This is a genomic window from Methanosarcina baikalica (assembly GCF_031461075.1).
GTDB classification, from domain to species: Archaea; Halobacteriota; Methanosarcinia; order Methanosarcinales; family Methanosarcinaceae; genus Methanosarcina; species Methanosarcina baikalica.
On sequence record NZ_JAVKPK010000003.1, the window covers coordinates 39677 to 64213 of the forward strand.

Here is a 24537-nt window from a genome sequence, read left to right on the forward strand (position 1 = left end):
ATCGGAAAAAATAATTAATCTCCTTCGAGGGGCTGAACATTGTCTGAAATATCGTGTGCAAGTTCTGCTTTGTCAACATCGAAAACTATCATGCCGGTATTCAGTTCTTCAGCCTCTTCTTTAGAGAGCCTGGTGGAAGTGGCTTTTTTTGAAATGATCGCACTGTTTCCCAGGGGGTCTTCGATAATGACTGTAATTTTTCCCTTGCCTTCTATAACTTTTTCGAGCATACACAGGAGTTCCTGGCTGCGGGAGAATTTCTCTTCGTCTTCCTGTACCCACTTACTTGCTGTCACAAGAACACTTTGAACTCGCTGCAGTACACCTTCGATATTCGTTATGTATGATTCCGAAACCGTGCCAGGCTCGACAATGATCCCCATTTCCGGGATGCGGATTGTTCCTGAGGTTGAACGGATGACCCTTGCGTTCAGGTCTTCCAGGGTTTCAACTGACATCTCATAGCGTACGGGCTCCTTGCTGGAGAGGATCATAGTATCTGCAAAACGGAAACTGCATTGACAGTTTGCACTAATGTACATAATCTCCCCAAAATAGGGGATATTATCTCTCTGCCAGTTCATTATCAATTCATTGTGACATAACGGACAGGAAATTCTTGTCTCAAAACTTTCCTGCTTAAAAAAACTCTGATTCAATATTTTCCACCAATTATTTTTGATCTGTCTATTTTTATGCCTGTAGGAGTTACAATTACAGTATTTCCTTTGACACCCGCGATATCCCCGTGGACATCAATAATAACATCTTTCAGCTCTTTTAAAACCCTGTCCCTCAGCAGATCATCGCCTCTGATGTTTGAAATGTCTATCATCAGGATATTTCCGTTGTAAATCTCCTGTTTGAGTTGGGATACCTGGTTGATATTTGAGACTTCTGCGATCTTTACATACGTTTCTGCAGGCTCGTCCTCGAGAACCTCCTCATATTTGCTGAGATCAATTTCAGTGTAATCATCGGGACTGGTTGAACTTTTTACATTACTGCCAAGGAGTTTGTCTATGAATTTTGCCATTTATACGCACCTTTCGTATTTTTTTAAATTTGAATAGTACTGTCCTATATTGAAATCTATATTAATTAATTTTGTTATTATAAAGCTGATCCGGATTTTTTCTTTCTGTTTCAGGAAATTCTCGATCCCTGCCCACAGGTTTCGTTTAATAAAAATATGTCCTGTTTTTAGGGAGAACTTTTAGAGTTCCATATTCCAGAGTTTGTCTCCTACATAGGTTATTGACTTTATAGCTTTACCTGAATTGGCTTCGACCATCTGTGGACCTTCCATAAGTGCCTTTCCGATTGCGAGAGGTTTTCGATGGGTCTCTTCCACGATGATTACAAGGTCTCCTGCTTTTATTTCAGAGTCAGCCTCCACGACCCCTGGAGCCATTATATCCGCCCCGTTTGAAACAAAACGGATAGCTCCTTTATCGACAGCTACAACGCGCTTCTGAAGTCCCATCTCAAGAGCTCCACGGACTGTAGGAAATAGATGCCCTTCTACTTCAAAAAGCAGAGGTTTGCCATCTACAAGGATAAGGGAATATTCTTCCAGGGTAATTTTTTCCAGGGTTTTGTTTTCCAGCTCTGCCATCTCCTCGCCGAAGGTGGATATAATGTCTTTCAACATCTTGTTCTTGGCATTTTTCCTCAGCTGAACTCTTGACTTTATTTTCAATTAATCACCATATTTCAAAAATGTTATGTTTATTTATAGCATAGGGTTTTTGTGCCTTTTAAAGTTTATGTGGGACTTTTGGGGTTCCTGAAACAGAATTTTTCTGCTATATTTTCTGCTGCATTTTTACTCAAGTTCTTTTTACTCAAGCTTTACAAAGAATATTGCAAGAAGCACCAGCGCACTTCCGAAAAATACGGACTCATAACCGAAGGGTTTGAGAAAAAAACTTCCAAAAACCGGGCCCAGCCCGAGACCAGCATAAATTCCTGTATTAAAAAGCCCCATTGCAAAACCGCTGGAGCTGATTCTGGAAACGGCCGTAATCAGCCCTACGACCGCGGCCCCTCCTCCTGCTCCGATAAGGATGAAAGCAAGTATGGGAATCTTTACGGAGAGAAAGATGCCTGCTGCTGCAAGGATTACTCCTGCTTTTACTATATTTTCTGAATTGATGTCTGCCCTGCCTGCTGTCAGGGAACTCAGCATTGCGGCCAGATAAGAAGCTGAGATTGCCAGCCCAAGTTCAGGCTTTGTCAGAAAGCCTGCGCTGTAGTCTGGATAGTTTGCAGTTAACAGGCCTGTGGACCCATAGAGAATAACCGAAATTCCCCATATCTTCCCGAAATTACTTTTAAAAATGATTTTCCTGGCGCTTTTCAGGTGACTTTTGAGTTCGGAAAGCAAAGAGGTATCCGGCTCATTTTTTACAGAATTTTCACTATTTGACAGAACAAATCTTTCCTTTTTTCTGTCCGAAGAAAGCAATTCTTTTGTTCCCGATAGAAGAAATATACATGAAAGGCCTGCCAGAAGGGTGAAGATGCCTATTGCGGTTTTAATGCCCTGTACGGCAAGTACTCCAGAGAAGAAAACACCTGCTGCCAGCCCGGCATTTAACAGGAAGTTAAATTCCCCCAGGCTGCGCTGGCTGTCTTTCCATCCTGCAAGCATGGAGAAAGCTGCAGGAAAAAAAGCCCCGCAGCCTACACCTTCTAAGAACCTGGAAATTCCAAGAATCCACAGGCTGTCAGAAGAAAAAATAAGAACGCCCGAAAAGGCAGTCAGCAGCACTCCAAATACTATAACCTTCAGGTTCCCGATCCTGTCTGCCAGGATTCCAAGGGGCACAAGAGAGAGAAAGGCTCCCATAAAATACCCGGAAAAGAGGAGGTTTGAGACAGTAGAATCTCCGCTGCCTCCTCCTGCAAGTTCTGGAAGAACGGGAATCACTGCATTGGAGAGTCCCTGAATAGCAAAAACTGAAGAATAGAGTGTGAGTTTTTTGAAGTTCATGGGCTTTTCTTTTTTATGTTTAGCCTTATACTATAGTTAACTATCTAATTTCCTTCACAAGATTACAGTTTTTCAGTGTTTTCAGCGTTTTCCAGGTAAAATTCTTGAGTGAATTAGTGTAAATATTAGCCCGAAACTATAATTTATGTACTCGATGCTAATTTCCCTGGTTTCTGAATATTATTCCCGAATATCAAAAATTCCGTGAGATAAATATCTTACGCTATTCAGTGCGGGGAAATTCTTGATTTAAAACCTGAATAAAAGCTTATCTAGAGGCTGTTTTTTTCACTCTTTTAATATAAGGGCTCCTGCCAGGACACAGCTGTTTGCGATAAATAATTTTTCGAAATTCATAAAGCTTGTAAAAAGAAGGAGCAAGAGAAAGCCCTGAATAGATAGTTGTTTTAAAAAGCCCCATTAAAAGGTCCCTATCCGCATTCATTCTGGTAACAGCCAGGGCAAAGCCCAGGGTTGCAATTCAGGATCCTCCACCAAGGCTTGAGAATCCCAATAGGTATTTTATCGCAAGAAAGGGCTCCCTCCGAGGAAGTAGGCGGAAAAGAGCAGGCTTGAAGCAAGCCCTCCTAAGGAGCTGGGGTTCAGGTCCGCAAGCTCCAGAAGGATAGGGATAACAGCATTAGAGAGCCCCATAATTGTAAAAGCTGCTCCGTAAATTAAAAGCCTGTCAGGGTTCATAGCACTGAAAAACCCGTAATTAAGTATATAGTTTCTTATTACAGCAGTTTCCTGGAATTCGCTTCCCAGGGCTTGAAATGCCGAGGGCAAATCCTTACAAGCTTTTTTAGCAATTTGCAGGATTTTGATCTATTCCATAGTTGTATAAATTATGTGTTATAAAATATATATCATAAAATCTGTATTAGTAAAATTGGAGTGAAATTGGATCATATATTTGCATAAATTATATATTATAAAATACACATTATAACCTATTCATTTGTAAAATCAGATCTGGCTGCTATTGTAATATAACATTTTTATTATACTAAATCGGATAGAATGCATAGCTATTTATATAATTAGTTTGAATAAGGATGATTGTAAGATGTGAGCGGGAAACTTTTTTCACATACCATACCCCCCACTCCCCATATGACCCCCCACTCCCCAACCCGCTCACAATCTTCTACTCTTTACTTACGTTTTTGGGCATATTCATGTTCTATTTTACTTTTTAATTTTATATCTTTTATCTTTATATGTTCTTTTGCCTTCATTTATTTTCACATCAATAAGAGTTTCAGAATCATTTTTCATAATCAGAAACTCAATTTGTCAGCAGGAATCTGAAAATTTAAATATCCAATTTTTGTGTTTTGGGCTTAGCTAGAAAACAACAAAACTAAATACTGAAAATTAGGTTTAAGTGTTGGCAAAGCCTGTTTGCGCTATATATACCCAAAATGCAACTAAGGTCACGATTACAAAAATCACAATCATTATCAGAAATTTTAATATCTGCTCAAAATTCATTTTTATGTATTGGTGTGCGAATAGGCTTATCCCTGCTGGTATTAATATATAAGGTGCTATATGTGTCCAGTCATCGAAGCTGAATTCCGCTGATACAAGTGGCATTATTATTGCTATTAACATTGTATTAGCGTGAATGTTATCAATACAGTCAATTTGAACCATTTTTTGAAGTCGAATTTGAATTCCATGTTTAAGCATTGTTGTGTATATTTATAATGTTTTACAGTTGTGATCTTTGTAGTAATCTGGACGGAAATTTGGATAGCTATTTTTGCACGTCTATCTCGAGTATATCTCCATATACCTAACCACACACATATAGCTAGAAGCGAATTTAAAAGGCCAGGGCTATCGCTCGGGATAAAAATAGGTATTTCCTTGGCTATGGAAGGACCAGTTGCACATAAATACAGATTTTAAGTAAAACTTATTCACCTTATACGAATTTGAAAATAAGGGAAATTAGGAAGAAAAAGAAATATATCTTGACTTTGTCAGATTAGACAGTTACTCCAATCGCTGTTATCTATTTCACTACGGCCACTATATTTGGCATATGAAATTTTATGATGGCGCTTTACCTTGTAATGTGACATAGTCGAGATAAGCAAATGAAAATACTCGATTTTTGATAATTTCATTACAACTAGAGCGGTGGCGCGGAGATATCCCGTTGCTTACAGCGGGGTGCACCAGCGCAACTTTGATGTCATATTTTTGTTAACCAGCAGCTGATTTTTTCATTACTCTTTTACTGGGATTCTCATTCCGTAGAATGAACGCCACACAAAGAATAACGCAATCACAAAGAATATGCCACCTACATAGGGAGCCACGTTTCTGAACGACTCGGAGATCGCGATTTCCATGGCTAATAAACCAAACAGGGTGGTAAACTTGATGATCGGATTCAAGGCCACTGATGAGGTATCTTTAAAAGGATCGCCTACTGTATCGCCCACTATTGTTGCTTCATGTAAAGGTGTGCCTTTTTCCTGCAGGTCTACTTCTACGACTTTTTTGGCATTATCCCAGCATCCGCCGGCATTGGCCATGAAGACAGCCTGGAACAATCCGAATACAGCGATGGAGATCAGATAAGATACAAAAAACGCCACCGGTTCGTTCCCGTTTACGGGCGCGGAGAGGAAGGAAAATGCCAGGGTAAAGGAAAATATGGCGACAAATATGTTGAACATGCCCTGTTGTGCATACTGGGTACATATCTTTACCACTTCTTTTGACTGTTCTATGGATGCCTTCTGGCTGGCATTTTCATCCAGCTGGATGTGCTTCTTGATGTATTCAACCGTACGGTAGGCTCCGGTAGTTACTGCCTGGGTTGATGCCCCGGTAAACCAGTAGATTACAGAACCTCCGGCTAATAGTCCGAAGATAGTATAGGGATTAAGCAGGGTCAGGATTTGTTCCGGTTGTACCCCAAGAACGTTCTTAATAACTAGAATCAGCGAGAAGATCATTGTTGTGGCGCCAACCACCGCTGTACCTATTAAGACCGGTTTGGCTGTGGCTTTAAAGGTATTTCCTGCTCCATCATTGGCTTCCAGATAGTGTTTAGCTTTATCAAAATCCGGTTTAAAGCCAAATTCTTTTTGAATCTGTTTCTCTACGTTGGGAATGGCTTCTATAAGTGACAGCTCATAAATAGACTGGGCATTATCTGTTACCGGTCCATAGCTGTCAACGGCTATGGTAACCGGGCCCATGCCAAGCATTCCGAATGCCACCAGGCCGAATGCAAATATAGAGGGGTAGATCATTATCTCGCTCAAACCATATCCGCTGGCATAATAGGCAATAAACATCAGTGCGAGGAATAACATGCCGATCCAGAATGCGCTGAAATTGCCTGCAACCAGTCCGGATAGAATGTTCAGAGACGGGCCGCCTTCGCGGGAAGCTTTGACAACTTCGGCTACGTGTCTTGAGTTAGGGCTGGTAAATATTTTGGTAAATTCGGGAATTAAAGCCGCTCCCAGAGTACCACAGCTTATTATTACTGACAGTACAAGCCAGAGCTTCTGCAATTGGACAGGCACTCCGGAGCCAGGACCTAATAGATAATAGCTTACAGCAAAGGTTACCACGATGGAAAGGATGGAGGTAATCCATACCAGACTGGTCAGGGGCTGTTCAAAATCGAAATCTTTTTTGCTGCCGAATCTTGCCTGGCTTAAGGCTCTGTTGATGTAGAAAGAACTTACTGAGGTAATTATCATAAGTACACGCATGACAAAGATCCAGGTAAGCAGGATTCCTGTCAGGGCAGGCTGCACGGCCAGAACAATGAAAGATACAAGGGCCACGCCGGTTACGCCATAGGTTTCGAATCCGTCTGCGGTTGGTCCAACGCTGTCACCTGCGTTATCTCCAGTGCAGTCGGCAATAACACCGGGATTACGCGGGTCGTCTTCTTTTATTCCAAAGGCTATTTTCATCAGGTCGGAACCGATATCGGCGATCTTGGTAAATATCCCGCCGGCAATACGTAAGGCACTGGCTCCCAGGGATTCTCCAACTGCAAAACCTATAAAACTTGACCCGGCCAACTCTCTGGGAACAAACAGCAATATGATTAACATCATTATCAGCTCAACGCATACCAGAAGCACTCCTATACTCATTCCTGCATCGAGAGCAATGTTTAATAGTTTCAAGGGTTTTGTTTCCAGGGAAGCGAATGCGGCTCTGCTGTTAGCCAGAGTATTCATACGAATGCCGTACCAAGCGACACTGTAGGAACCCAGTATTCCTATTACAGTCCAGGCAAGGATAAGCAGTACTCCGCTAAGAGGTGTTTTCTGCAGAAAACCAAAGTAAAAGGCTATGCAGATGCCGATAAAAGCAAATAGTATGCACAGTAATTTACCCTGTTGGATAAGATATATTTTGCAGGTCTCGTAAATTATGTCGGCCACATCCAGCATAGACTGATGGGCCCTGATTTTTTTTACCTGCATGAACTGGTAAAAGCCGAATAGCATACCTAATATACAGACCACGATGCCGTAGAGCAATAAATTATTTTGCCCCTGACTCAAATTCGGAATCTTAAGATTTGCCTCACTGGCAGCTGCTATTGCCGGTGTTAGCGACAGCATGGTCAGGCTAAGCAGGCCTTCGTGTATCGCCTTGACCACCCTCTTTTTGATTATAATCTCCATTTAACCGATCACTTCTCTCATAATATTTTTAAAGACAATTGACATCGATATCGTTTCATCCTTCTTATTTATGAAATAATAACTTTAATTTTATTCTAAAGTATTATTACAAATTATTAAAAATTCACTTTCGTCGAACGTAAATAGTGATTTTTGTTTAAAATATGACTTATGCAGTTGAATTGAGAAATCAATAGCATGAAACATGAAATGTACGAAACAAGGTACTAGTCATTCCGTCTATGTACTTGTTTTTTTCCCTCAAGTGCGTAAGTTCTATAAATTTTTTACCATTTTCAGCCAAATCTTCTGGTAATCCCTTTCTTTCTAATAATATTAGCTGTTTTCCCATCTGCACATCATAAACAAAGTAGAGGTTTACAGGCCAACACATATTCAGTATAATACCTGCAGTATAAAATGAAGAACTGATACAAAACAGGACTTGCTTGAGATTAAATCCGAAAAATCTACATTTTTGTAGATGTTGTTTTGCTTTTCTCAGATCAGTTTCTATCAACTATTAAAGAAACCAATAAATTAATGACTGAAAAATCAATTATTATAATTTTCAGGCCTCTGTGTGTTCAATTGATGAGGTAAAAAGTTACGGTATTCCACTACCCGATCGCTAAAAACAGGGCTTTTTTCTCTCAATTCATAATTAAAATTGTTTAAAGAGCACACCAGGGCAAAAAAAGGATGAATAAAAGTATTTTATGTAATTAATGGATAACTATTTGTCAAGTAGATTTATATAACATAATTTTAACTATGTGTATGCTGATATTGAAAAATTATGTATCATCACCAGCTGAACGTGCAGTTAATGTAAATTTCCAACTAGCAATCGAATGATAGTTATATAAAAGCTCATTCGATTATTATCACAAGAAGTACTTCGGAGTATTGAGCACCCAAATGTTTTTCATATTTTCTTCCAGAGGATGGTTATATTTATGAATGTCTTAATCTACCTTGCACCAATATGTGCCTTTATTGGTCTGATTTTTGCAGGTATGTCCTATAAAAATGTCCAAAAAGAAGGCGAAGGAAATGATGCCGTTAAAAAAATTACTGCGTTAATCCACCACGGGGCCATGGTTTACCTTAACAGGCAATACCGCGCAATCGCTGTTTTCGTCGTTTTATTTGCAGTTCTAATTGTATTAATTCTTCCAAATGGATCTATAACCGCAATATGTTTTGTTTTTGGTGCAGTGCTATCCGCAGCAGCCGGGTATGCAGGTATGCTTACAGCTACCACTGCGAACGGTAGGACCACAAATGCTGCCACAAGAGGCATTGGTCCTGCTTTTAGAGTTTCATTTGCATCGGGCACCGTTACGGGGATGAGCGTTGTAGGTCTCGGCCTGCTTGGGTTATCTGCTTCGTTTATAATTATTGCAAATACTTTTACAAACCTTGATTTAATTACAGTTGTGAATATCGTTGCAGGCTTTTCACTTGGCGCTTCGTCTATTGCTCTCTTTGCCCGCGTCGGTGGCGGAATATTTACCAAAGCTGCTGATGTCGGTGCTGACCTTGTGGGCAAGGTTGAAGTCGGAATCCCGGAAGACGACCCGAGAAATCCTGCTGTAATTGCCGATAATGTCGGAGACAACGTCGGAGATATTGCAGGCATGGGGGCCGATCTCTACGAATCATATGTCGGTTCGATCGTTGCAACAATGCTTCTTGCAGCATCGACATCAGCAACAACGTTCCCCGGTGTTTCAGTTCTGAACGTTATTATGGTTCCACTACTAATCTCGGCTGTTGGAATTCTTGCATCCGTTGTCGGTACGTTTTTTGTCCGTACAAACAAGACAGAGTCTTCCGCAATCCATATGGCATTTAATTTGGGGTTGATTGCCGCAATCGTTCTTACCGTCATTGCCTCATACTTCGTTACATCTCAGCTTCTCGGAGCGTACGGATTGAAGGTCTTCTTTGCAACTGTTGCAGGGCTTATCTCCGGTTTCCTTATCGGACAGATCACAGAATACTACACATCATATGATAGAAAGCCGACCCGTATGGTTGCAGATTCCTGTGTAACCGGTTCAGCCACGAATATTATCACGGGTTTTGCAAAAGGAATGGAATCAACTCTCTGGCCTGTTATTATCATCAGTGCTACGATCTATATTTCGTACCAGCTTTCAGGCCTCTACGGTATAGCTATTGCAGCCGTGGGAATGCTTGCAACGCTTGGGATCTCACTGTCGGTCGATGCATACGGTCCTGTAGCTGACAATGCAGGAGGTATTGCAGAGATGTCCCACCAGAAGGAAGAAGTTCGCCAGATAACCGATACGCTCGACGCGGTAGGAAACACGACTGCAGCTATGGGCAAAGGTTTTGCAATCGGCTCCGCAGCTCTAACTGCACTTGCTCTCTTTTCTTCATATGGTATTGCAGTAAATCTCACTGTTATTGATATTATGAACCCAAACGTGTTTATTGGGCTTACCATAGGTGCAATGCTTCCTTTCCTTTTTTCGTCAATGACAATTCTGGCTGTCGGAACTGCAGCAGGTGAAGTCGTAGTTGAGGTGAGGAGACAGTTTAAAGAGATCGCAGGTTTAATGGAGGGCAAAGCCGATCCTGATTACGACAAATGTATTGCAATCTCAACGCACTCCGCTCTGAAAGAGATGATCGCACCCGGTGTGCTTGCAATTATTTCACCTCTTATAGTCGGACTCGTACTCGGTCCCGGCGCACTTGGAGGGCTTCTTGCAGGTTCGGTAGTATCAGGTTTCATGCTTGCAATTACAATGTCTAACGCAGGCGGCTCGTGGGACAATGCGAAAAAATTTATCGAAACCGGAAATTTCGGTGGAAAGGGTTCAGATGCTCATAGGGCAGGTGTCACAGGCGATACTGTGGGGGATCCTTTCAAGGATACAGCAGGGCCGGCAATTAACATTCTCATTAAGCTAATGAGCATTGTAGCGGTCGTGTTTGCACCTTTGTTTATGGTCTGATATCCATCTTTTCCTACTTTTCTTATTTTTTTCACGGTAGAAACCTTTCAGAGTAGTGCTCGAGTTCTTAATTTTTTCTCTCATAATTGTTTGATTTCTGCGGTAGCACTGCAGTCCTTAAAGTAAACCTCATGTTCATCGATGCAATAAATTTTTTATTATAGTTGTTTGCGTGCTATGGGTATTTAAATTACCTGATATCTAAAAGGAATACGCTTTCCTATTTGAAAATCGTATATTAAAAACTTTTCGCTTTTTAACGGTTTAAATCCAGGTGCTCGAATCCGACTCATGGGTAAAAACAGGAAAAATGGGATAATTAAATCGGCAAAAATCCATAGCTTCGGACGTAAATATCTACATTGATTTATTCAAGATTCTATTACCTGGAAGACGCTAAAAGCACAGAAAAGCCGTACTCGTTTTCGTAAATATTAATCCTCTCGAGCGCAGCGTGAAGGACTCCGTGCTGTTGCGATTACATCGCAACTCTCAGAAAATCTCCGATTTCCTGTGATCCCGAAGCGCAACTCGGGAAGGACAGCGCACTGCAGAGCCGCAACTCTGCCGGATCGCGTATTCCTGAAGTGGAACTCAGGTGGCTCAATTCGGGAGGTTCACCTTTTAGTTTGAGATTGGTGAAGGAATTAGGTAGTTAACTATATTTTCTGTGCTTTCCCGGTCAAAGCAGGAGAAAGATAGTATAAAGCTGAAAAAGTTCGGGAGAGGTCAGTTAACTCCTCTTACCTGCAATAACTGGAACTCGATTTCGTCCGGAACTGTGGCCAGGAAAACAAACGTATTATACCCGAGTTTCTGAACTTCTTTGATCGCATTTGCCTGAACTTCGCTCAAATCTTTTGAGTCGCTTACAATACAGAATGATTTTCTGTTTCCTGTGTTTACAAGGAAATTAAAGACACTTCCATGGGTATTCAGGAATGCAACCAGATTTTTAAGTTCATCCCAGGTATTGCACATGTGAATGTTTTTGGATCCCATATTTTCCACATACCAATCTCTGCTCACATAGGAATAGGATGCATACTGCTCACTCAGCTCATCGTAAGCTTTTTGGATTCTGTTAATATCCTTCCTAAGGTTTACCCATTTCCAGCTCTGTGTTGTGAAATAGCGGGCTGCCACTATCTCAAAAATTGCCTGCTTATCTTCATTTTCGAGTCTCATTTTTTCACTTCTCTATTTTGTTTGCGTTTCTTGTGCTCAGAACACATCGTCCTGGGCATAACTTCTGTTAAAGTGCAAGGCAAGTTCGGCTTTTTCCAGTTCCCTTCCCAGGTATGCGGCATGATCCAGGCGGGAGACTATTTTCAGTTCAAGTAATGTGTCCATAACTTCCCTGGCATTTTTTCCCACGACTGAAACTTTTTCGTGTTCGGCTACGATCGATCCGCCATTTCCGCTTATGCTGTCCGGTACTATCCTGATGCAGATTGGACCTGCAGGGTCTACACGCCAATTCTTCGAGGATCTGGCTTGAATTGCATTCTGCGGAAGAGGGGAATCAGGCCGCCTGCGTTTTTCCTTAATGCAAAGTAGGTCCAGCCCAAGGTCTTTTGGAGAGCTTTCTCTTATGCGGGAAAGCTGCATCATCTCGGAAGCCCTTTTCAGTTCCCGGATGGAACCATGTGCCTTGTCACTGAACTCGGGGGTAAAAAGGATGCTTGCTCCAGCTTCTGCTCCTATTCCGCAGAGTGTGGCATTTACACCTATTGTATCCACATCCATAAGTTCCGTAACATTTCCAGCTCCGAAAAATACCGGAATCTCAGGGTACATCTTATGAAATTCGTGATAGCGTACAATGGATTCGGTTATATTGTGTCCTACAGGATCAAGAACAGGGTCGGCTATAATTTTCTCAATTCCAAGCCTATTGGCAGCTTCGATATTTCTGAGAAGGCTTTCCAGGCTTTTTCCCTCATCCGGTATTACAACGGCCGTAATCCCTGCTCTGGCAACAATCGGGCCTGCAGTCTCAATATTCGTATTGTTCAGACTCAGGACAATGTCTACTCCTGCTTCTACTCCTTCATTTATCAGTTCAGGATCAAGGGTATCTATGCTGATAGGGGCTTCTGTAATGGCTTTTGCAAGAGATACAGCTCTTCGAACCTGCCCTGGCCGGGTATTTAGGGTAGCTCCCAGGTCGATAATATCTGCTCCACGGGCGATAAAAGCTTCGATTCTTACTTGAAGCGTCCGGGCATCCATTTCCATGGCCCCTACTATCTCTCCCATTACCTTCATGCGAGCCTGTCCTCCGATTTTCACGCTGCTGATTGTAAGGAGTGAGGAGGCTTCCTCTTCGGTTTTCCTTATAAGTTCAAAAGCCAGCTCTTTTCGAACATCAGCGAGTAGTTCACAGGCCGGAACTTTTTCGGAAAAATCTATTTTTTCAGCAAACGGGAGTACAAAACCAAGGTCATAGGCGTGCTTTGGTCCAAGCCGGATTTTACACCTAAGTTCTTCAGAAGCTTTTGAAAAATCTCCTGTTACAAGCCCTGGAAGAAGAATAAGATCGTAATCTTTCAAAAAACCTGCTTCTTGAAATATTTTGATAAGCTTTTTAGGGGTGATAAAGGCGGCAATGTCAATATCTGCTACGAGGACGTCGGCTTTTTCACCAACTGCTTTCCTAACGGTATTTTCTGCAAGCCGCCCTGTTGCAATCAAAATTTTCATGTTTTTTAGATAGAAGCGCTAATAAAAAAGAGTATCTGTTTGAAACAAGCCGGTTAAAAAATTGCCAGGTGATAAAAAGCCCGAACTTTTCAACTTTGAGTGTCCGGGCTTTTGTCGAAGCCTGATTTAATTTATAAAGTCAATAATTGACTCTTCATGCTTCTTTCTAAGAGGCCCTGACGTATCTCTTAATCGACCTGTAGGTGTCATTTTTCCGAACCTTCTTTCCTGGAGGGGGTCAGCTTCGATTCTGGACTCCAGGATTCCAGATCCTGCCTGAGGGCCCAGGATCTGGGCAGACTGCACACCTGTCATGATTGCCATTACCCTGACCTTGCCTTCATAATCTTCCCTGATCCTTGCGCCCCAGATGACATTTGCATTTGAGGAAAGTTCGTAGGTGAGCATGGAGGCGATTTCTTCGGCTTCCTTCAGGCTCAGGTCAGGTCCGCCGGTTACATGGACAAGGCTTCCGGTTGCACCCTTGTAATCAACATCAAGCAAGGGATGGTTAAGGGCAGTCCGCACTACTTCAGTGCTCTTGTCCTGGCTTTTTGACTCGCCTACGAGCATGACTGCAACTCCGCCACAGCTCATAATGGTTCTGATGTCGGCATAGTCAAGATTTATCAGAGAAGGCACTGTAATTGTCTCTGTAATTCCTTTTACGGTTTCAGCAATCAGCTGATCCATTACGGAAAAGGCCTGGTCAATAGGGAGGTTTGGCACGTAGTTAAGCAGCCTGTTATTGTCCAGGACAATTACTGTATCGGCTGCCCGGCGCAGTTCTTCAAGTCCTTCTTCGGCTTTGAAGATGCGGGCCCTTTCGACCCTGAAGGGGCTGGAGACCATTCCTACAACAATCGCTCCCTGTTCCTTTGCCACTTCGGCAACTACAGGGGCAACGCCCGTCCCGGTACCTCCGCCGAGGCCTGCAGTAATAAAAACCAGGTCAACATCTTTTAAAACTTCTTCAAGGGTGCCCCTTGCAAGTTCCGCAGCTTTCTTTCCCGTTTCGGGATAACCGCCTGCTCCCAGTCCTCGCGTGAGAGTTTTCCCCACGAGGATCTTCTTGTCAGCCCTCACATTGTCAAGGTGCTGCTTATCGGTATTGATACAAACTGTTTCCGCACCTTCGATTCCTATATTATAGAGCCGGTTTACAGTATTATTTCCTGCACCCCCGCATCCTACAATCATAATTCTTGGCTGCCCGAATTCTTCAAAATCTTCTTCAGAAGAGGAATTCTTCCGATATTCCTTCTCTTTTTCGCTGAATTTCATTGCTTCCTGTACTATTGATTGCAATTCATCCCCTCGACTGGATTTGTGTCTAATAATTATGTTTGATTCCCCACCCTTAACATCGGGGGTCACCTGTCTGTCAATATTTTTGAGTGGATTTATGAGATAACCTTCAACATGATAAAGATTTTTTATCCGTTATCTTTAATAAGTTGACACCCTTCTGAACTTAAATATTTCGGACATATTTAAGCAACATTCTTACGTTGTATATTAAGTTTAAATACGTCACCCATAAATCTCATATATGAACTCTTTTACTTCATTTATTACTTAATTCTCAAAGATGAAGAGTGATGGGCTTTCAAAATATTTATATATTATGACGTACTACTTTATTAAGTATTTTATTTTTCTCAGTAAAATTCTTCTGATTATGTAAGTCAGGACAATTTTTTGATCTCATTTTCTCTATTCTTTTGATGCCATGTTCGACTTCAAGTGTTAACAACGTTATTCCTTAATCTATTTTTGTTAATACTTTCAGATAGGAATTCTTACAATTTAATTGGACTGTTTATATTCTTACTTTTAAGTAGAATTCTCCCTTAAAAACTGTTTCGGTATTATTCAAGAATTTCAAGGCTCTTGCTTAACTTTTTGAGTAGTTATATTATTTGATATAAAGTTTACATATTTCCAATTCGCAGACAATAGTTTCTCTGTTATCTCTTCGGTTTTATTTGGTAAGAGATTCTGAAATTAATTCTTTCAGTTTTCGGAATTGGAGATCTGTGCATTTTTTACGAATAAATATGTTAAAACCATAATTCTGTTCAGGACTTTTCGGGAAAGCTTTAAGGCTTTAAACCCGCTTTTACCTCATTTTAGCAACTTTTATTCAAAATTATTCAGTTATTAATCTTGGAGTCATAATCGTGTTAAAAGCATTAATTTTCGATATGGATGGCGTTCTTGTGGACTCTATGCCCTTCCATGCAGCAGCCTGGAAAAAAGCTTTTCTTGATATGGGTATGGAAATCCAGGACAGGGACATTTATGCAATCGAAGGTTCAAATCCCAGGACCGGCCTTCCTCTGCTCATCCGAAAAGCCAGAAGAGAGCCAGACGCATATGACTTTGAAACTATCACCTCAATCTACAGGCAGGAGTTCAAAAGAATTTTTGAGCTAAAGGCTTTCGATGGAATGAAGGAGTGCCTTGAAGTGCTTAAAACACGTTTCCTCCTTTCAGTAGTATCGGGTTCGGACCGTTCTATTGTTTACGGTATCGTGGACCGGCTTTTTCCCGGAATATTCGACACTGTGGTCACAGGAGACGATATTACGAACTCAAAACCTCATCCTGACCCCTTTTTGAAAGCCGTTAAACTTCTAAAGGTCCGGCGGGAAGAATGTGTTATCATTGAAAACGCCATTCTGGGCGTAGAAGCTGCAAAAAAAGCCGAAATTTACTGCATAGGGGTCCCCACGTATGTGGAACCTTGGCAGCTTGACAGGGCAGATCTTGTGGTAGGCGATCACAAAAAACTAATGGAACATCTTCTAAGTCTTGAGCCTGCCCTCAGGTTCAGGATATGAAAAGTTTATTTTTCTTCTAAAATGAAATTTGTGGCCCCTGAGGGTCACAGTAACCTTATGGTTTCCAGGTTTGTGAGAGCGCGGGTCTCAATCTTCAGTTTTTTATAAATCGAACTTGCCAGGTCGATACAGGCTTTCTCATCTCCATGTTCCGTGAACACTCTTTCCGGACGGGGCTGCATTCTCTTGATATAGTCCATAAGCTGCCTCCTGTCTGAATGGCCTGAGAAACCGTCTACTACCTGAACTTCCATATTCATTTTCAGCATCTCAGTGTTCCCGTTCTTTCCTGTCATAGGGATTTCCTTCCATCCTTTCTGAATTCTGCGCCCTACAGTCCCATCGGCCTGGTACCCTACGAAAACAAGGGTATTGCGTGCTTCTCCGGCAAAGGCCTTGAAGTAATCCATAACCGGTCCTCCGTTCATCATACCTGAGGTCGAAAGAATCACACAGGGTTGAGGGTTCTGAATTATTTTCTGGCGCATCTCGTGGGAATCAACGGGTTTGAAGAATTCGGATAGGAAGGGATTCTGGCCTTTCTGGAAGATTAACTTCCTCAGGTCATTGTTCAGGTATTCGGGGTGTGTCGCATGGATTGCTGTAGCTTCCCAGATCATTCCGTCCAGGTAGACAGGGACTTCAGGAATCAAACCTTTTCTTATGGATTCCTCAAGCACTATCATAACTTCCTGGCTTCTACCAACAGCAAACGTCGGTACAAGAGCAATTCCTCCGCGCTCCAGGGTGTTCTTAATTACCATCTGCAGGTGCCTTTCAGCATCCTTAAGTGCAGGCTGGAATGCATTGGAATTTCCATAAGTGGCTTCGCTGATTACGGTTTCAACCCTTGGGAATTTATTTACCGCAGGATCAAAAAGCCTGGTTTTCTCATACTTGTGGTCTCCCGTAAAGACCACATTATGAAGCCCGTCTCCGATGTGGAAGTGGGAAATTGCCGAACCCAGAATATGGCCCGCGTTGTGGAAGGTTAATTTGATGTCAGGGGCAATATCCGTGACTTCCTCATAGTCCAGAGGAATCGTGTGTTTAAGGGTCTTCGATATCATTCCCGCCTCGTAGGGGATCTTCTTCCCTTCTTTTGCTGCCACATCGATATAGTCGAGCTGGAGTAGCACCATCAGGTCCCTTGTGGGAGGCGTGCAGTATACGGGTCCTTCATATCCATATTTGAAAAGCAGGGGAACAAGCCCCTGATGGTCCAGATGGGCATGAGTAACTATCACGGCATCAATCTGGTTTAAAGGAAAAACTTCAGGAACATACAGATAAGGAGTCATGTTCTCGTCTGAGCCAACGTTGACTCCGCAATCAATCAGGATTCTGGACTCGGGAGTCGAGAGCAGGAAACAGCTCCTTCCGACTTCTTTGCATCCCCCAAGCGATGTAACCCTTACCCACTGGTCTTTTGAAGTACACTCTTTGTGAATTTTCCTCCCCACGGATTTCAGGATTTCTTTTCTTTCCTTGAGATTGTTCCTCATAAATTCCCTGATATTTTTTACGGTGCGGGATTTGATAGGAGGAGTCCGAACAACTTTCGGAATCCAGCCGATTTGCTTTGTAATCTCTCGGAGAGTCGCTCCGTGCTTTCCTATCACAAGGCCCGGCTTTTCAGCTTCAATAATTACTTCTCCGGAATCTGGGTCAAAATAGTAGCTTGAGATTACGGATTCTTTTGGAACAACTTCTTCGATTATAGAAATAGAGTCTTCAGGAGTTGCAAGCACTCTCGGATCCGGGCGCATGGCGATCCGCGTCCTGAGTTCTTTTGCCAGGGTGCGAATTATATTCCCATCATCTGCGAATTTGCGGGGTTCTTCAGTGTATAGTACAAGTTGAGGCCCCTCAAATTCGACGTCAGTAATTGTAACTCCGTCGGGTAGATTTTTCTCAATTTTATGTTTGAGGTCTAATAGCACGTCTTCAATAGGCATTAAGAATCTTCCTGTTTGTCAAAAAATGAAAAAGTATGTGGATATTAAAAAAATAATAAGTTGAAAAAGATGTTAGTTTAACGTTAAATTAAAAAACCAACAATTTAAATTACTTAGTTTAATAAAGCCCTTCTGGATTTTATTTCTTCCGGGTCCAGCCTTGTGAATGCCTCCTTAGTAATTACCACTACATCGATATGTTCTCCTGATGCTGAATCCCTTTTAGTTGCATTGTGGATCGCCCGGATAGTAAGGTCAAGGCCTTCCTTTACAGTCATGTTTTCCTTATACTGGTCTTCAAGCACCCCATAAGCCATGGGAGACCCGGAACCTGTAGCTGAAATCCTTGTCTCTTCAATGCTTCCTCCGAGAGCGTCCAGTGAGTAAATAGCAGGCCCGTGTTTGTCAACTCCTCCTATAAGGAGCTGGACCATCATAGGATAGTAGCGGTTGGCATTTAAGAAATTTGACATTAAAGTTGCAATTCCTTTGATTGTCATGGATTCTTTCCTGCGCATCTTGTAAAGCTGCGATTCTACATTTACGAGCCGCACAAGTTGCTGGGCATCCCCCACCGAACCGGCAGTGGTCATTCCTACAAGGTCATCGATCTGGTAAACCTTCTTTGCAGTTTTACTTGCGATGAAATTCCCCATTGTGGCTCTCTGTTCGCTTGCGAGCACGATACCATCGGTACAAACTACTCCTACGGTAGTTGTGCCCTTTAGATATTTGTCATTATCCATAAACATACCCTCATAATAAGTTAAAAATGAGAAATGTCGCTAAAAAAAAATGTTTTAGTGAGGTAAGTATTTTTAACTTAAATCGCAGGATTTAGCAATCCATTATCTCATTATTAATATCGATATATATAAGTTTTCCCCCTTTATTTTTTCCTAAATGCATCTGCATTTAAATTTAAAGGAGGATTTGGTAAAATAACCTTTTCTTTTTCCTTTACAGGATATCCAGATTTTCTGATACCCCGAGAAACCCGGAATTTAACAGAAAAGCCCTTCGACTTCTTCAGCGAGTTTATTTACTCTCTGAATTACCTTTTCTGATACTTCTTTCTTACGCATGATTGCAGTTCTCTCATCTATTGTGATTCTGTTCGTTCCTTTGACAAGGTTATCTGCATGAGCAACTATTTTTTCCTCAAGGCTCCGTGGGAAATAATCGTCTTCAGGAAGCCCTAACTTTCTGGCTTCTTCTTTTGAGACTCCTGCACCTATATGTCTTTTTATTATTTCGGAAATCTCTGGCTCTATTCCTCTGGCTTTAGCTAGCCTGTACCCTTCTACCGCATGAGTGATTTCATGAGTTCGACATCTCCCAAAATCATGTAGAAGAGCTCCGACTTCGACCAGTTCCGGATTTACGTTATGTCCTGCTGCCTTTGCTTTATTTGCAATCTCAACTGCGAGAGAGGCAACTTCTTTACAGTGCTCAATCACATTAGGAGCGCATTCTGTTTCTTCAAGCAGCTTTATTGCTTCGGCTCGAGTGGTCAAGGCATGTCCCATTATATTGATGAATTCAGAGCATCCACGCGTTTTTTCAGAACTTCCACAAAGCGAGAATTGTCATAGTAGACCAGGTCTTCTCCGCACATGGGGCAGAGAAACTCGGTCTCTGTTGCTTCGTTAAATAGGAGGCGAACACAGCCCTGCGGGCATACGTAGAAAACGTTATTTTCTTCAAACTCGAGGCGGGTCCTGAGGTTTCTGATCAGTCTCTTCTTTTCCCTCATAAGCTGGTGCTCTATGTCTGAAAAGTTAAGATGCCAGAGATATGTCAACCATCCACTGTTTGAATCTCTCTCTCTGCGGCAGACTGCAAATTTATTTTCATAAAGTATGAAGAGATTTCTTCTTACAGTGTTCAGTAGAACCCCGCTCTTTGCTGCAACTTCCTCATCAGTAACCTCGCCTTCGGGCATTTCTTCTATCATTTTGAGCCCGTCTTCCCCTACAAGGCTCATGAGATATCCTCTAATTACCTTGTCATTTAAATCGACCAACGTGTTCACCTCAAATCCCTATATGAATTGCACATATCAGTATTAAGTTTATATTCCGTTTTCCGGAAGCTTTCTATAACTGGAAAAATTATCTTTTCAGCAACCTGAATTTTATACTTTTTCAACAGAGCTCAGGCATTCCCTTGGTTTCTTCGCTCTATTTTCAATAAAAGCCTTTATCCTATTTGCCCCTCTTTCAAGCGAAAGGACTGCCTCTTCTCTGGTAGAGGTACATGCGAACAGGGAAGTAAGAGGCCCATCAGGTTCTGCAACAGTTCCCTGGAAAGGAATGTCAGCGCCCTTTTCCCTGAGAATGAAGTCCATGAGCTTTCTGTCTATAAATAGCTCTCTATCCGAGTACATTACTCCCCTTGCAGCAAAACACTTCGCGTCAGGTTTTTCCGGAAGTTTTCCTCTAAAGCAGTCAGCATGGGCCTCAAAAAGGTTAATGCTCATCGCCTTCTCTACAGTATCAAGGCTTCCCTGGAACCTGGGATTTATCTCAAGTACTACAGGCCCTTTTTCCGAAACCAGGAAATCCACTCCATTTGAGCCTATGAGCTTGAATTCGAGCACCAGCTCTTCAGCAAAAGCTTCCATTTGCTCTGCCTGCTCGGTCCTGAAAGGAGTTACATTTCCGCAATAGGCAAAGGGCAGCCGCGAAAGCCAGGGTATTCCTATCAACTGTTCATTCACAGCAACCGGAAGAGCTTCATTCTTTGTAGAAAGCAGAGAGACGCTTGAAGGTGTTCCTTCCAGAAAGTCCTGTACGACGATTGTTTCTTCCGTAAATTCCGGATCCAGCCTGGATAGCTCATCGAGGATAGTTAAAAGCTCCTTTCTGCTCCTTGCCACCCGGTTGAAAATTCCCCCTCCTCCTGAGGCTGGCTTAACCATAACCGGATATTCGATTGCATCTAATTCTTCTGGAGAATAACAGCGTGGGTGAGGAATTCCAAGGGCTTCAAGCCTTTTTGAAAGGTACAGCTTGTTTGAAGCCTTCTGCATGGCGTCCGGACTGCTGGCAAGCACAGGACAGGAAAAACTCTTGTGATCAAGCATTTCCAACCCTGAGCCGGGAACAAGGGCATCAAACTCTATCCCGAATGCATTCATTTGAGCTTTTATCCGGGAAACATCGAGCTGATGCAGTTCCTTTACAGTCCTGTACTCTAGAAGAGCCGATGAGTATGAGCATTTCTGCAGGTCAAGATCACGGAAAGCGTCTATAGAGCAGACCGTATAGCCAGCTCTGCTTGCGGAGCAGGCAATGTTTCTTGTATTAAACCCGATTACAAGGATATTCTGCATATTTCCTCTTTATGGAGTTATCATCACTTTGCCCGCGGAATTTCGAAATGTGACAGAGCAAAGATTCCATAAGGGGTTTTCAGGACAGGGATTTCGCTTCCTGCTTCAGCATTAAATGACATCGGTTTTTTTATGGCAACGGTTTCATAGGTTTCAGGGTCGAGTACCAGGATTGCGTTTTCCTCTATTGAAACCAGCACTGTCAGAACAGCATCCCCTATATTGGCCACTTTCTCTGCACCTTTCAATTCCTCAGGAGTTGAGATGAATCTGGAGCCATCCTCAAGAGAAATCCCATTGACTTTTTTTCCTGAACTCTTGATCTGAATAACCTTTTCTCTAAATCTTATCACATCTCCCGGCCTGAACTCTGGAAGGCGTATGGCAAAAGTAATCCTGTACAGATTTTTTCCGTCTTTCATCCCTACAAGGGTAGGAGATTCGGAAAAGCTGCCCCCCAGTTCGGAGGTGATTAACCTGCAGACCTGCCTGCTGGCGTTCATGGAACCCATGTAAAGGTCGATTCCTTCCTTCTGTTCCTGGGCATCGCTTATAAATGCGAGGCGGTCTCCTTTTTTCCTCATGCTCTCCATGGCTTCCCTGGCAATGGTAGAGCAGCGCCTTTTCTCCTCTTCAGTAGGGAACCTGCCTGCTGCCCTTATCTGGATAATAGCTTCAAAATACCCCCCTGACTCCCTGCTGCACATATCGCAGGCTGTCCGCTGAATCCTTACTTCGGTCTCAGCTTCTGCATGGACAGTTTCTTCTCTGACCACTGCATCGACCTCTGCTCTCACCATATATATGTAGGGAGTAATCTCCCTGGGCTCGAGATAGACCTCCACGTCCCCGGCTTCACTGTGGATGAAGAGGACATTTTCTACGGCTTTTAGCATCACATCTTCGACACTACCAACATCTTCCCACCGGCTTCTATGAAAGTGTGCTCCGCAATTTGAACATATTCTTACATGGAGGACAAGGGGCAGTTCGATGAGTTTGAAGGTTTCAAAAAAGCAGTCCCTGCAAACGGAGTCTAAGAGTTTATCGCATTCTCTGCCGCATCTTGGACATGTGATAGAATTCATCTGTAATCCTTACTGATAGTCTTCTTGGAGTAGTGAATTTTTAAAATTATCAAGAAGTAAAACTCCTGCAGTATAAACTTGAGCAGTTCACCTGTTAAGTACGCTCATGCTATTTAAAAATAGCTTGATTTACTACTTTTATCTATGAGTATCCAAGCTCCCCTGATTTTCTGAATGTAAAATCAACAAAAAGATATATGCCAATTACAAATGGATTTTTAAAAATATATAGTTTAGGCGTCTGTTAAATGAGTATTTGCCTTATATAAATATTTCCCGCCTTAATTGCGCCTCACCCGAATTCAGTTAAACTGAGAGACCGGTAGCATAAAACTTCAAAATGTTTAATTCAGATATTTATGCCAAAATGTGAGAAAACAGGCTTCTTGAAATGTCTTATTTTTCAGAAAAGTTCTCAATTATTTAAGAAAAAGAGACTGGAATCATAATTTAAAAAAGAAAAAAGTTCCGTGTCAGAAAGACACGGATATTTCAGGTTTTAATTCACATTTGGACTTATTTTTTGGGTGGCCAATTCTTCTCGATCCAGCCTGGGATACGGCCGGAGTCCATTGGTCCTACCATGACTTTTGCACCAAGTGTATCTTCGAGGTCACCCTGCAGACGGGCTGAGAGACCTGGAATGATAAGGGTATTGTGGTTTGTGTCCGTCTTGAGGTCGAAACCAGCCTTTTCAAAGGCGTCCTTTACCTTGGCAGAATTCAGCTGACCACCGGCAGCAGCAGCTTCCACACCAATACCATCGGTGTCAACTGCAAGCAGCCAGCATACGATGCCATTTGCTGAGATATCGCTTTCTACCGTGTAGTAGGTAAGGGCGAAGTTGGTGGTGAAGAATACCGGAGAGTCTTTGTCCGGGGCTCCAACCTTGTACATACCTCCATCCACGGAGACAGGAGTCCTCGGGTCGGTGTAGATGGTCTCTGCCAAGTGCACTTCAGGCAGGACGGCATATGGTTCCATGCTGTGGAGGATCATGATGTCGCCGTATCTGATAGTGAAGACTGAGGCCATAACGGTTTCCCAGTAGGAGGCACTGACAGGGTCTGCAATTCCTGCCATCCAGGCTGTGAGCGGGAGAGCCATGATCGGGTATGCAATCTCGGTGTCGCCCATAATGCCTGCTCTCCTGATTTTCAGGAAGTTGGTGAAGGTGTCCTTCAGGCCTTTTCCGGTTGGGTAGGTTCCAGGGTCAAGCACAATGTCCTTGATGCCTGCTTCTGCGAAAGTCTTTGCAAGGGTTTTGAGAGCATCGAGGTCGTTGAAGGCTGAAACTACAACAGGCACCTTATACTCAAGGGCAAGTTCTCCTACTTCTTTCCAGTTGTCCTTGTTTGCAGCGTAGAGAAGCGGGTTCTTATCCTTAGCTACTTCAAGTCCTGCTTTAAGGACTGCAGGATTGAAGGAACAGAAGATCATAGGCAAACCTACTTCGGCTACCTTTTTGACTGCAGCAGCGAACTTTGCCGGGTCGTTGGAAGCGGCCCTGATTGCCACACCGTCGATGAGCAGGTTTCGTCCCACATAGAACTTTTTGAAGTCAGCGATCTTCTTGACCCTCTCAATAAGAGCAGCTTCTTCCATGCTGTCTGAAACATCGAAGAACATCTTTGTCTTATTGAAGAAGGTGAGCTTGTGGCGGTACAGGACATCGTCTCCACCGATGTTTGCTGCCCTTTCTCCTACTCCTATGGTAACCTGACGGATCTCAGGGGCAAGGAGCCTATCAAGTTCTGCAAGCTTCTTTGCGTACTTCTTCTCCTTGACCAGCGGGGGACAATTTTCAGTCTTTCCAGACCTGTCGATTAGCTTGGAAGCAAATGCCATACATGTAGGTTCACCACATTCCCCACAGTTGGTTTGGGGCAGGTACTTGTAGGCTTCTAATGGGCTGTTTATTTTCAT

19 protein-coding genes are annotated in these 24537 nt (G+C 42.7%); 2 read left to right on the plus strand and 17 right to left on the minus strand.

What is annotated here, in order from left to right; all coding sequences use genetic code 11:
- Positions 1-14: 14 nt before the first annotated feature.
- The 7 genes from RG963_RS01435 to RG963_RS01465 form a co-directional block, all read right to left on the minus strand.
- Positions 15-659: a ZPR1 zinc finger domain-containing protein gene (locus tag RG963_RS01435; RefSeq protein WP_310574493.1), complete on the minus strand. Its 645-nt coding sequence runs from the start codon at positions 657-659 to the stop codon at positions 15-17.
- Positions 656-1036 (minus strand): cell division protein SepF, encoded by a 381-nt coding sequence (locus tag RG963_RS01440; protein WP_310574494.1) that lies wholly within the window; start codon positions 1034-1036, stop codon positions 656-658. Before RG963_RS01440 ends, RG963_RS01435 begins: the two co-directional genes overlap by 4 nt.
- A gap of 180 nt (positions 1037-1216) precedes the next feature.
- Positions 1217-1702, minus strand: a complete 486-nt coding sequence (locus tag RG963_RS01445) for an RNA-binding protein (RefSeq protein WP_310574495.1) — start codon at positions 1700-1702, stop codon at positions 1217-1219.
- Positions 1703-1843: 141 nt separating this feature from the next.
- Positions 1844-2998 (minus strand): MFS transporter, encoded by a 1155-nt coding sequence (locus RG963_RS01450; protein WP_310574496.1) that lies wholly within the window; start codon positions 2996-2998, stop codon positions 1844-1846.
- 522 nt (positions 2999-3520) lie between these two features.
- Positions 3521-3787: a hypothetical protein gene (locus RG963_RS01455; RefSeq protein ID WP_310574497.1), complete on the minus strand. Its 267-nt coding sequence runs from the start codon at positions 3785-3787 to the stop codon at positions 3521-3523.
- A 597-nt stretch (positions 3788-4384) separates the two neighbouring features.
- The gene (locus RG963_RS01460) at positions 4385-4660 is read right to left on the minus strand and encodes a hypothetical protein (protein WP_310574498.1); all 276 of its coding nucleotides are present in this window, start codon (positions 4658-4660) and stop codon (positions 4385-4387) included.
- Positions 4661-5241: 581 nt separating this feature from the next.
- On the minus strand, positions 5242-7683 hold the full coding sequence (locus RG963_RS01465; RefSeq protein WP_310574499.1) for a sodium-translocating pyrophosphatase: 2442 nt from the start codon (positions 7681-7683) through the stop codon (positions 5242-5244).
- Between the two features lie 959 nt (positions 7684-8642).
- On the opposite strand from RG963_RS01465, the gene RG963_RS01470 reads away from it, so the two are divergent.
- Positions 8643-10676, plus strand: coding sequence for a sodium-translocating pyrophosphatase (locus RG963_RS01470; protein WP_310574500.1), 2034 nt, complete (start codon positions 8643-8645; stop codon positions 10674-10676).
- 729 nt (positions 10677-11405) lie between these two features.
- Here the strand turns inward: RG963_RS01470 and RG963_RS01475 are convergent.
- From RG963_RS01475 to ftsZ, 3 genes are all read right to left on the minus strand, one after another.
- On the minus strand, positions 11406-11864 hold the full coding sequence (locus tag RG963_RS01475; RefSeq protein WP_310574501.1) for a hypothetical protein: 459 nt from the start codon (positions 11862-11864) through the stop codon (positions 11406-11408).
- Between the two features lie 36 nt (positions 11865-11900).
- Entirely contained in the window at positions 11901-13382 is a 1482-nt protein-coding gene (locus tag RG963_RS01480) for a dihydropteroate synthase-like protein (protein WP_310574502.1), read from the minus strand.
- Between the two features lie 126 nt (positions 13383-13508).
- A complete protein-coding gene (ftsZ, locus tag RG963_RS01485; RefSeq protein WP_310574503.1) occupies positions 13509-14690 on the minus strand; it encodes a cell division protein FtsZ in 1182 nt (393 codons plus the stop codon).
- Between the two features lie 875 nt (positions 14691-15565).
- Between ftsZ and RG963_RS01490 the strand changes: the two genes are divergently transcribed.
- The gene (locus RG963_RS01490) at positions 15566-16228 is read left to right on the plus strand and encodes an HAD family hydrolase (RefSeq protein ID WP_310574504.1); all 663 of its coding nucleotides are present in this window, start codon (positions 15566-15568) and stop codon (positions 16226-16228) included.
- A 44-nt stretch (positions 16229-16272) separates the two neighbouring features.
- On the opposite strand, the gene RG963_RS01495 is transcribed toward RG963_RS01490, so the two are convergent.
- The 7 genes from RG963_RS01495 to acsC form a co-directional block, all read right to left on the minus strand.
- The gene (locus RG963_RS01495; protein WP_310574505.1) at positions 16273-18186 is read right to left on the minus strand and encodes a beta-CASP ribonuclease aCPSF1; all 1914 of its coding nucleotides are present in this window, start codon (positions 18184-18186) and stop codon (positions 16273-16275) included.
- A 113-nt stretch (positions 18187-18299) separates the two neighbouring features.
- On the minus strand, positions 18300-18932 hold the full coding sequence (gene psmB / locus RG963_RS01500) for an archaeal proteasome endopeptidase complex subunit beta (protein WP_310574506.1): 633 nt from the start codon (positions 18930-18932) through the stop codon (positions 18300-18302).
- A gap of 258 nt (positions 18933-19190) precedes the next feature.
- Positions 19191-19703 carry an HD domain-containing protein gene (locus tag RG963_RS01505; RefSeq protein WP_310574507.1) on the minus strand — a complete coding sequence of 171 codons (513 nt, stop codon included), beginning with the start codon at positions 19701-19703 and terminating at the stop codon, positions 19191-19193.
- Positions 19704-19714: 11 nt separating this feature from the next.
- The gene (locus RG963_RS01510; protein ID WP_310574508.1) at positions 19715-20212 is read right to left on the minus strand and encodes a transcription factor; all 498 of its coding nucleotides are present in this window, start codon (positions 20210-20212) and stop codon (positions 19715-19717) included.
- Between the two features lie 111 nt (positions 20213-20323).
- On the minus strand, positions 20324-21523 hold the full coding sequence (locus RG963_RS01515) for an ATP-grasp domain-containing protein (RefSeq protein ID WP_310574509.1): 1200 nt from the start codon (positions 21521-21523) through the stop codon (positions 20324-20326).
- 23 nt (positions 21524-21546) lie between these two features.
- A complete protein-coding gene (locus RG963_RS01520) occupies positions 21547-22611 on the minus strand; it encodes a 60S ribosomal export protein NMD3 (RefSeq protein ID WP_310574510.1) in 1065 nt (354 codons plus the stop codon).
- A 516-nt stretch (positions 22612-23127) separates the two neighbouring features.
- Positions 23128-24537, minus strand: coding sequence for an acetyl-CoA decarbonylase/synthase complex subunit gamma (acsC, locus tag RG963_RS01525; protein ID WP_310574511.1), 1410 nt, complete (start codon positions 24535-24537; stop codon positions 23128-23130).

Bases quoted from the DNA above. Each gene is read 5' to 3' on its own strand.
- RG963_RS01475 (WP_310574501.1), bottom strand. From the start codon at position 11,864: ATGAGACTCGAAAATGAAGATAAGCAGGCAATTTTTGAGATAGTGGCA.
- RG963_RS01480 (WP_310574502.1), bottom strand. From the start codon at position 13,382: ATGAAAATTTTGATTGCAACAGGGCGGCTTGCAGAAAATACCGTTAGG.
- RG963_RS01460 (WP_310574498.1), bottom strand. From the start codon at position 4,660: ATGGTTCAAATTGACTGTATTGATAACATTCACGCTAATACAATGTTA.
- RG963_RS01520 (WP_310574510.1), bottom strand. From the start codon at position 22,611: ATGAATTCTATCACATGTCCAAGATGCGGCAGAGAATGCGATAAACTC.
- acsC (WP_310574511.1), bottom strand. From the start codon at position 24,537: ATGAAAATAAACAGCCCATTAGAAGCCTACAAGTACCTGCCCCAAACC.
- psmB (WP_310574506.1), bottom strand. From the start codon at position 18,932: ATGGATAATGACAAATATCTAAAGGGCACAACTACCGTAGGAGTAGTT.
- RG963_RS01450 (WP_310574496.1), bottom strand. From the start codon at position 2,998: ATGAACTTCAAAAAACTCACACTCTATTCTTCAGTTTTTGCTATTCAG.
- RG963_RS01515 (WP_310574509.1), bottom strand. From the start codon at position 21,523: ATGCAGAATATCCTTGTAATCGGGTTTAATACAAGAAACATTGCCTGC.
- RG963_RS01465 (WP_310574499.1), bottom strand. From the start codon at position 7,683: ATGGAGATTATAATCAAAAAGAGGGTGGTCAAGGCGATACACGAAGGC.
- RG963_RS01495 (WP_310574505.1), bottom strand. From the start codon at position 18,186: ATGCCTATTGAAGACGTGCTATTAGACCTCAAACATAAAATTGAGAAA.
- RG963_RS01470 (WP_310574500.1), top strand. From the start codon at position 8,643: ATGAATGTCTTAATCTACCTTGCACCAATATGTGCCTTTATTGGTCTG.
- RG963_RS01440 (WP_310574494.1), bottom strand. From the start codon at position 1,036: ATGGCAAAATTCATAGACAAACTCCTTGGCAGTAATGTAAAAAGTTCA.